Below are 8,712 nucleotides of genomic sequence, written 5' to 3'. Positions count from 1 at the left end.
GAGTTCCGGTGCGGGGCGTCCGCGTGTCTGCGGGTGACCCCTAGGACATGGCGTTGTAGATCTGGAAGCCGCGGCCGACGTTGTTCCGCGGGCCGAACCTGCCCGGCGTGGTGTTCAGGTAGCTGTAGAGGTCGCCCGCCGAGGTCACGCCCAGCAGGTCGCCCTTGCCGTCACCGTTCAGGTCGCCCGGAGCGACCAGCTTGGTGTACGTGTTCCAGCCGCCGCCGACCTTCACCCGCGCACCGAACGGCGTGGTCGCGCTGCCCGTGCCCGGGTACACGTACAGGTCGCCGCCCGTGGTGCGGGCCGCGATGTCCGCGCGCCCGTCGCCCGTGTAGTCGCCCGCGCCGACGATCTTGTTGAAGGCGCCCCAGCCGCCGCCGACCTTGACGCGCGACGAGAGCGCCGTGCTCCGGCCGGTGCCCGGGTACAGGTAGAGGATGCCGGAGCGGTCGCGGGCCAGCAGATCGCCCTTGCCGTCGCCGGTCAGGTCGCCCGGGCCGGCGAGGGCGTTGTAGACGCCCCAGCCCGAGCCGATGCGGACGCCGTCGATGTAGAGGCCGTTGTCGAAGAGCTGCGCGGTGTCGGACGAGTTGTCCGGGTCCAGCGAGACCAGGTGCGTGAAGTCGGCCCCCCGCCAGCCGCCCGTGTCGCTGTACTGGCTGCGCGGGGTGAGCAGGCCGTTGGTCCGGCTGCCGTACCAGAACATCGTGCCGGCGGTGTCCCGCGCCAGGACGCCTTCCTTGGTGCCCCCGACCGGGTTGTTGCTCGCCCCGCCGAACTGCGGGACGCCTTCCCAGCCGCCCACCGAACTGGCCTGCGTACGGGCCGCGAGGGTGCCGTCGCCCCTGCCGGTGTAGTACCAGAAGGTGCCCTTGGCGTCGCGGGCGAGCAGCTCGCCGCTGGCGTCGCCGTTGTCGTCGCCCACGGGGACGATCGTGTTGTAGAGGTTCCAGCCGTGACCGGCCGACACCCGGGTCGCGAACGGCTTGTTCTTGTCGCCCGTTCCGGCGTAGAACCACAGGACGCCGGTGGTGTCACGGGCGTACAGGTCGGCCCAGCCGTCGCTGTTGTTGTCACCGAAGCCGATGAGCTGGTCGTAGACGTTCCAGCCGTGGCCGAGGGCCACCCGCGCCGAGAACGGCGCGCTGCGCCTGCCGGTCCCGTAGTACAGGTACAGGTTGCCGCCGGTGTCGCGGGCGAGCAGGTCCGCCAGGTTGTCGTCGTTCACGTCACCGGGCGAGAAGACCTTGTTGTAGATCTGCCAGCCCTTGCCCTGCCACACCGACGCCGCCGAGGTGGGCGTGGCGTCCGCGTACATGGTGAGCGTGCCCTGCTGCGAGAGCATCAGGACCTCGGGGCCGCCGCCGACCGCGTCCTGGTTGCCGATCGGAATGATGTCCTTCGGCGGCTCGGGGTGGCTCCCGTTGAAGGCGCCGCCGCCGTTCGCGGCCAGCGAGGTGTAGACGTTGCCGTCCCAGCCGCGGTAGATCAGGTCGCTCACTCCGTCGCCGTCGAAGTCCGACAGCGGATCGGGGACCCTGGATCCCGCGACGGCGGCCGCGGAGGCTCGGGCGGAGTCGCCCGCGCGGGCCGTGCCCGGCAGGGGCCGCGTCGGCGGCGGGGTGAAGCCGGCCGTCGGCTTCTCGACGGCGGTGTGGGGAGGCGCGGGCCGGTCGGCCGACGCCGGGGTCGCGAGCAGCATGCCCGCGGAGAGGACGAGAGCGGTGCAGGCCGCGAGGCGGGCACGCGTGGAGCGCACAGAACGCAAGAGATCCCCCCCAGGGATCAGATGTCATGGGACCGGGTACGGGCGTCCGCGGCGGCTCCGTACGGCAGAAAGCGCGTACGGAGGGCGAACGCCCCCGGGTGTTCGGGAGCATACCTCTCCCGGGTGACAGTGCTTCCGCTCCGTCCCGGGGTCGGGCGCGGGCCCGTCCGGCACGCGGGAACGCCCCGCACCGGGGTTCCGGTGCGGGGCGCTCGCGTGGTGCCTGGTGCCTGGAGCCTGGTGCGCGTGGTGCGGGGTGCGACTAGTACAGGCCGTTGTAGATCTGGTAGCCGGTACCGATCGAGACGCGCGGCTTGAAGACCGGGCCCGAGTCGCCGTAGCCCGAGTAGCGGAACAGTTCGCCGCCCGCGTTCACCGCGAGGAGGTCGGCCTTGCCGTCGCCCGTGATGTCGCCGGGCGCCGCCAGCTGCGGGTACGCGTTCCAGCCGCCGCCGATCCTGACCCGGGGCTTGAACGCGTAACTGCCCTGGCCGGTGCCCTGGTACAGGTACAGGGTGCCGTCCTTGGCGCGGGCCACCAGGTCGTTCAGGCCGTCGCCGCTCAGGTCGCCCGAACCGAGGATCCGGTCGTACGCGCCCCAGCCGGAGCCGATCTTGACGCGCGCGTGGAGCGCGGTGCCGTCGTAGTTGGTCCGGTACAGCCAGAGGACTCCGGAGCGGTCACGGGCCACGAAGTCGCCGGTGCCGTCGCCGTTCAGGTCGCCGGGGCCGGCGATCTGGTCGATGCCGCTCCAGCCGCCGCCGAAGTCGGTGTCGCCCTTGTAGAGGTGGCCCTGGTAGATCTCCAGCGTGTCGGAGATGCCGTCCCGGCCCAGCGAGTTGACCTCGAAGATCGTGGAACCGGCCCAGCCGCCCGGGTCGCTGATCTGCGCGCGGGCGGCCAGCTTGCCCGTGCCCGTCGGGTTGTACCAGAAGAGCGTGCCGGCCTTGTCGCGGGCGAGCAGGCCCTCCTTGCCGTGCGCCGGGATGTTGCCGGCGCCGCCGAACTGGGGCACACCGGCCCAGCCGCCGCCGGAGCTGGCCTGCTTGCGGGCCGTGAAGTGGCCGCCGCCGGTGCCGTAGTAGATCCACAGCGTGCCGTCGGAACCGCGCGCGATGACGTCGCCGACGCCGTTGCCGTTGTCGTCGTCGATGCCGATGATCTGGTTGTACGTGTCCCAGCCGCGGCCGACCTGCTGGGCGGCCTTCACCGTCTTCGGGTTGCCGGTGCTGCCGTAGTAGTAGAGGGCGCCGGCGGGCGTACGGGCGAGGAAGTCGCCCCGGCCGTCTCCGTCGCTGTCACCGAGACCGATCAGCTGGTCGTAGGCCGTCCATCCCTTGCCGACCAGCTGACGGGCGTGGAACGGGGCGCCGTACGTGCCGGTGGAGACGTACACGTACAGCTCGCCGGCGGGCGTACGGGCCAGCACGTCCGCGCGGCCGTCACCGCTGAGGTCGCCGGGCGAGAAGATCTTGTTGTAGATCTGCCAGCCGGCACCGGACCAGCGGTGGCCGGCGTACGACGGGGTCGCGTCGGCGTAGAGCGCCAGATTGCCGAACTTCGACAGCGTCAGGACCTCGGGACCGCTGCCGTTCGCGTCCTGGTCGCCGATCGGGATGACGTCCTTGACGTACTCGCCGGACGCGGAGAACTCCGACTGGACTCCCGTGGTCGTCGACGTCCACAGCGAGCCGTTGGCGCCGCGGAAGATGACGTCGGCGCGACCGTCGCCGTCGAAGTCCGAGCGCGAGGGCTGACGGTCCGCCGCGGCACCGCTGGTGCCGGCGGCACCGGCGTCACCGGCGGAGCCGGCCGACCGGGCACGGTCCTGCGGCAGGAACCGCTCGGACGGCATGCCCGAGCCGCCGACGGGCTTCTCCACCGCCGGGCGCGGCGCCGGCGTGTCGGCGGACGCGGTGCCGGTGAGGAGCATGCCCGCGGAGAGGGCGAGAGCGGTGCAGCCGACGACACGACGGGCCCGCTTGGAATGCAGGAAGAACAAAGAGATCCCCCCCAGGGATCAGAGGTTCGACAGAACCAAACAGGGGGGTTCGCACGGCATCGAACGGCGTCATCGCAGGCCACTGGGCCACGCGGAGACGACCTCGTCCGAAGGTCGGAACACCCCCCCGGATGTTGAACACGATTCTACTCATCGGTGAACCGATGACCAGGGCTTTACTCACCGAATCCGACCGCCCGGTCCGTTGCCGTGCCGTGCCGTGCCGTGCCGGTCCGTTGCCGTGCCGGTTGCCGTGCCCGGGCCGCCCGTCGCGCGCCCGGACCCGGCCCGCCCGCCTCAGTTCTTCCGGTGCCCTATCAACCGCGGCTTCGGCTCCAGACCGTCCAGACCGTGCCAGGCCAGATTCACCAGATGCGCCGCGACCTCCGCCTTCTTCGGCTTGCGGACGTCCAGCCACCACTGACCCGTCAGGGCCACACTGCCCACCAGCGCCTGCGCGTACAGCGGCGCCAGCTTCGGGTCGAACCCCCGGGCCTTGAACTCCAGGCCCAGGATGTCCTCCACCTGCGTGGCGATGTCACTGATCAGCGACGCGAACGTGCCCGTCGACTGCGCCACCGGGGAGTCCCGTACGAGAATCCGGAAACCGTCCGTGTAGTTCTCGATGTAGTCGAGCAGCGCGAACGCGGCCTGCTCCAGGAGCTCCCGCGGATGCCCGGCCGTCAGCGCGCCCGTCACCCCGTCGAGGAGCTGGCGCATCTCCCGGTCGACCACGACCGCGTACAGCCCCTCCTTGCCCCCGAAGTGCTCGTACACCACCGGCTTGGAGACCCCGGCCTTCGCCGCGATCTCCTCCACCGACGTGCCCTCGAAGCCCTTCTCGGCGAAGAGCGTCCGGCCGATGTCCAGCAGCTGCTCCCGGCGCTCCGCGCCTGTCATCCGCACCCGGCGGCCCCGCCGGGGCTTCTGCTCGCCGCTGCCGGTGCCACTGGTCCTGCCGTCGATCGCCACGTCTTCCATCATGCCGCGTCTGCGGGCGCGCTCTGGCGGCGGGCTTCGATGCGCTCCTTCGCCGGCCAGCGCACGTCGTACGCCCAGCCGGCCAGCTCGAACCAGCGGATCAGCCGCGCGCTGGAGTCGACCTGGCCGCGCAGCACCCCGTGCCGCGCCGACGTCGGGTCCGCGTGGTGCAGGTTGTGCCAGGACTCGCCGCAGGACAGCACCGCCAGCCACCACACGTTGCCCGAACGGTCCCGCGACTTGAACGGACGCTTGCCCACCGCGTGACAGATCGAGTTGATCGACCAGGTCACGTGGTGCAGCAGCGCGACCCGCACCAGCGAACCCCAGAAGAACGCGGTGAACGCGCCCCACCAGGACATCGTCACCAGACCGCCCACCAGCGGCGGGATCGCGAGCGACAGCATCGTCCAGAAGATGAAGTCACGGGAGATCCGCCGGATCGCCGGGTCCTTGATCAGATCGGGCGCGTACTTCGCCTGCGGCGTCCTCTCCTCGTCGAACATCCAGCCGATGTGCGCCCACCACAGGCCCTTCATCAGGGCCGGCACCGTCTCACCGAAACGCCACGGCGAGTGCGGGTCGCCCTCCGCGTCCGAGAACTTGTGGTGCTTGCGGTGGTCCGCCACCCAGCGCACCAGCGGCCCCTCCACCGCGAGCGAGCCCATGATCGCGAGCGCGATCCGCAGCGGCCGCTTGGCCTTGAACGAACCGTGGGTGAAGTAACGGTGGAAGCCGATCGTGATGCCGTGGCAGCCGATGTAGTACATCGCCACCAGCAGACCCAGGTCGAGCCACGACACGCCGCCCCAGCTCCAGGCCAGCGGCACCGCCGCGATCAGGGCGATGAAGGGCACCGTGATGAACAGCAGCAGCGTGATCTGCTCGATCGATCGCTTCTTGTCCCCGCCGAGCGTGCCGGAGGGCAGGTGGTCCTGTTCGGTTTCGAGCAACTCAGGGCTGGTGGTCATGGGTGTCCCCTGGGGATGAAGGGATGAGGATGAAACGGAGCGGAACGGTATGAAAAGAGCGCGAGGCTACGCTTCCGTAACCTACGGCGTCGTAAGTATGGCAGCGCCGGGGCGCGCGGCAAGGGGGCACAAGACGACCCTGGCCGCCGACCACAATGTGGACACCTATCCTGGGTGCGTCGGACAGCGCGGTCCGCAAGCCTCCAGTACCCCTCCAGACGTGCTCAAACACTGCAAGGAGCCGCACCTGTGAGCAGTGCCGACCAGACCCCCACCGCCAGCGCCGAGCTGCGCGCCGACATCCGCCGACTGGGCGATCTCCTCGGCGAGACCCTCGTCCGCCAGGAGGGCCACGAGCTCCTCGACCTCGTCGAGCGGGTCCGCAGCCTCACCCGCGAGGACGGCGAGGCCGCCGCCGAGCTGCTCCGCGGCGTCGAACTCGAGACCGCCGCCAAGCTGGTACGCGCCTTCTCCACCTACTTCCACCTCGCGAACGTCACCGAGCAGGTCCACCGCGGCCGCGAGATGCGCGAGAAGCGCGCCGCCGAGGGCAGCCTCCTCGCCCGCACCGCCGACATGCTCAAGGACGGCGACCCCGAGCACGTCCGCGAGACGGTCAAGAACCTCAACGTCCGGCCCGTCTTCACCGCGCACCCCACCGAAGCCGCCCGCCGCTCCGTCCTGAACAAGCTGCGCCGCATCGCCGCCCTCCTGGAGACCCCGGTCATCGAGGCCGACCGGCGCCGCCACGACCTGCGGCTCGCCGAGAACATCGACCTCATCTGGCAGACCGACGAACTCCGGGTCGTCCGCCCCGAGCCCGCCGACGAGGCCCGCAACGCCATCTACTACCTCGACGAGCTGCACGCCGGCGCCGTCGGCGACGTCCTGGAGGACCTCGCCGCCGAGCTGGAGCGCGTCGGCGTCGAACTCCCCGCCGGCACCCGCCCGCTCACCTTCGGCACCTGGATCGGCGGCGACCGCGACGGCAACCCCAACGTCACCCCCCAGGTGACCAGGGACATCCTGATCCTCCAGCACGAGCACGGCATCACCGACGCCCTCGAACTCGTCGACTACCTGCGCGGACTCCTCTCCAACTCCATCCGCTACGCCGGAGCCACCCAGGACCTCCTGGACTCCCTCCAGCGCGACCTGGAGCTCCTCCCGGAGATCAGCCCCCGCTACAAGCGCCTCAACGCCGAGGAGCCGTACCGCCTCAAGGCCACCTGCATCCGGCAGAAGCTCGTCAACACCCGCGAGCGCCTCGCCTCCGGCACCCCCCATCAGGACGGCCGCGACTACCTCGGCACCGCCGAGCTCGTCCACGACCTCACCCTGATCCAGACCTCGCTGCGCGAGCACCGCGGCGCGCTCTTCGCCGACGGCCGGATGGACCGCACCATCCGCACCCTCTCCGCCTTCGGCCTCCAGCTCGCCACCATGGACGTCCGCGAGCACGCCGACGCCCATCACCACGCCCTCGGGCAGCTCTTCGACCGCCTCGGCGAGGAGTCCTGGCGGTACGCCGACATGCCACGCGACTACCGGCAGAAGCTCCTCGCCAAGGAGCTCCGCTCGCGCCGTCCGCTGGCCCCGACGCCGGCCCCGCTCGACGCCGCCGGACTGAAGACCCTCGGTGTCTTCCACACCGTCAAGGAGGCCTTCGAGCGCTTCGGCCCCGAGGTCATCGAGTCCTACATCATCTCGATGTGCCAGGGCGCCGACGACGTCTTCGCCGCCGCCGTCCTCGCCCGCGAGGCCGGTCTGATCGACCTGCACGGCGGCTGGGCCAAGATCGGCATCGTGCCGCTCCTGGAGACCACCGACGAGCTCAAGGCCGCCGACGTCATCCTCGACGGCATGCTCGCCGACCCCTCCTACCGGCGCCTCGTCTCGCTCCGCGGCGACGTCCAGGAGGTCATGCTCGGCTACTCGGACTCCTCCAAGTTCGGCGGCATCACCACGAGCCAGTGGGAGATCCACCGGGCCCAGCGCCGCCTCCGCGACGTGGCCCACCGCTACGGCGTACGGCTCCGCCTCTTCCACGGCCGCGGCGGCACCGTCGGCCGCGGCGGCGGCCCCTCGCACGACGCGATCCTCGCCCAGCCCTGGGGCACGCTCGAGGGCGAGATCAAGGTGACCGAGCAGGGCGAGGTCATCTCCGACAAGTACCTGATCCCGTCCCTGGCCCGCGAGAACCTGGAACTGACGGTCGCCGCCACCCTCCAGGCCTCCGCACTCCACACCGCGCCGCGCCAGTCCGACGAGGCCCTGGCCCGCTGGGACGCGGCCATGGACACCGTCTCGGACGCCGCCCACACCGCGTACCGCACGCTCGTCGAGGACCCCGGCCTGCCGGCGTACTTCCTCGCCTCCACCCCCGTCGACCAGCTCGCCGACCTGCACCTGGGCTCTCGGCCCTCCCGCCGCCCCGGCTCAGGCGTCTCCCTCGACGGACTCCGCGCCATCCCCTGGGTGTTCGGCTGGACCCAGTCCCGCCAGATCGTGCCCGGCTGGTTCGGCGTCGGCTCCGGCCTCAAGGCGCTGCGCGAGGCGGGTCTCGCCCCGGTCCTCGGCGAGATGTACGAGCACTGGCACTTCTTCCGCAACTTCCTCTCCAACGTCGAGATGACGCTCGCGAAGACCGACCTGCGGATCGCCCGCCACTACGTCGACACCCTGGTCCCCGACGACCTCAAGCACGTCTTCGACACCATCGAGGCCGAGCACGCGCTGACCGTCGCCGAGGTCCTCAAGGTCACCGGCGGCGAGAGGCTCCTGGACTCCAACCCGGTGCTCCAGCAGACCTTCGCCATCCGGGACGCCTACCTGGACCCGATCTCCTACCTCCAGGTCGCCCTCCTCGCCCGCCAGCGCGGCGCCGCCGAGCGCGGCGAGGAGCCGGACCCGCTGCTCGCGCGGGCCCTGCTGCTCACCGTGAACGGCGTCGCGGCGGGCCTCCGCAACACCGGCTGACGCCCGGC

Annotated in this window: 5 protein-coding genes; 1 reads left to right on the top strand and 4 read right to left on the bottom strand. The window is 71.1% G+C overall.

Annotation, left to right across the window (positions count from 1 at the left end; genetic code table 11):
- Positions 1-40: 40 nt before the first annotated feature.
- From ACFQ79_RS22285 to ACFQ79_RS22270, 4 genes are all read right to left on the bottom strand, one after another.
- Positions 41-1,762, bottom strand: a complete 1,722-nt coding sequence (locus ACFQ79_RS22285) for an FG-GAP repeat domain-containing protein (protein WP_383586111.1) — start codon at positions 1,760-1,762, stop codon at positions 41-43.
- Positions 1,763-2,033: 271 nt separating this feature from the next.
- Positions 2,034-3,773, bottom strand: coding sequence for an FG-GAP repeat domain-containing protein (locus ACFQ79_RS22280; RefSeq protein ID WP_383586109.1), 1,740 nt, complete (start codon positions 3,771-3,773; stop codon positions 2,034-2,036).
- Between the two features lie 297 nt (positions 3,774-4,070).
- Positions 4,071-4,754 (bottom strand): TetR/AcrR family transcriptional regulator, encoded by a 684-nt coding sequence (locus ACFQ79_RS22275; protein WP_030315379.1) that lies wholly within the window; start codon positions 4,752-4,754, stop codon positions 4,071-4,073.
- Complete coding sequence (locus ACFQ79_RS22270; RefSeq protein WP_383586107.1) at positions 4,754-5,725, bottom strand: acyl-CoA desaturase; 972 nt, start codon at positions 5,723-5,725, stop codon at positions 4,754-4,756. The genes ACFQ79_RS22275 and ACFQ79_RS22270 overlap by 1 nt, the downstream gene beginning before the upstream one ends.
- 249 nt (positions 5,726-5,974) lie before the next feature.
- On the opposite strand from ACFQ79_RS22270, the gene ppc reads away from it, so the two are divergent.
- Positions 5,975-8,704 carry a phosphoenolpyruvate carboxylase gene (gene ppc, locus ACFQ79_RS22265; RefSeq protein WP_383586105.1) on the top strand — a complete coding sequence of 910 codons (2,730 nt, stop codon included), beginning with the start codon at positions 5,975-5,977 and terminating at the stop codon, positions 8,702-8,704.
- The last annotated feature ends 8 nt before the right edge of the window (positions 8,705-8,712 follow it).

The organism is Streptomyces sp. NPDC056480 (assembly GCF_042795405.1).
Lineage (GTDB): Bacteria > Actinomycetota > Actinomycetes > Streptomycetales > Streptomycetaceae > Streptomyces.
The sequence above is the reverse complement of the archived record's forward strand: the minus strand, read 5'-3'. Positions and strand labels throughout refer to the sequence as shown.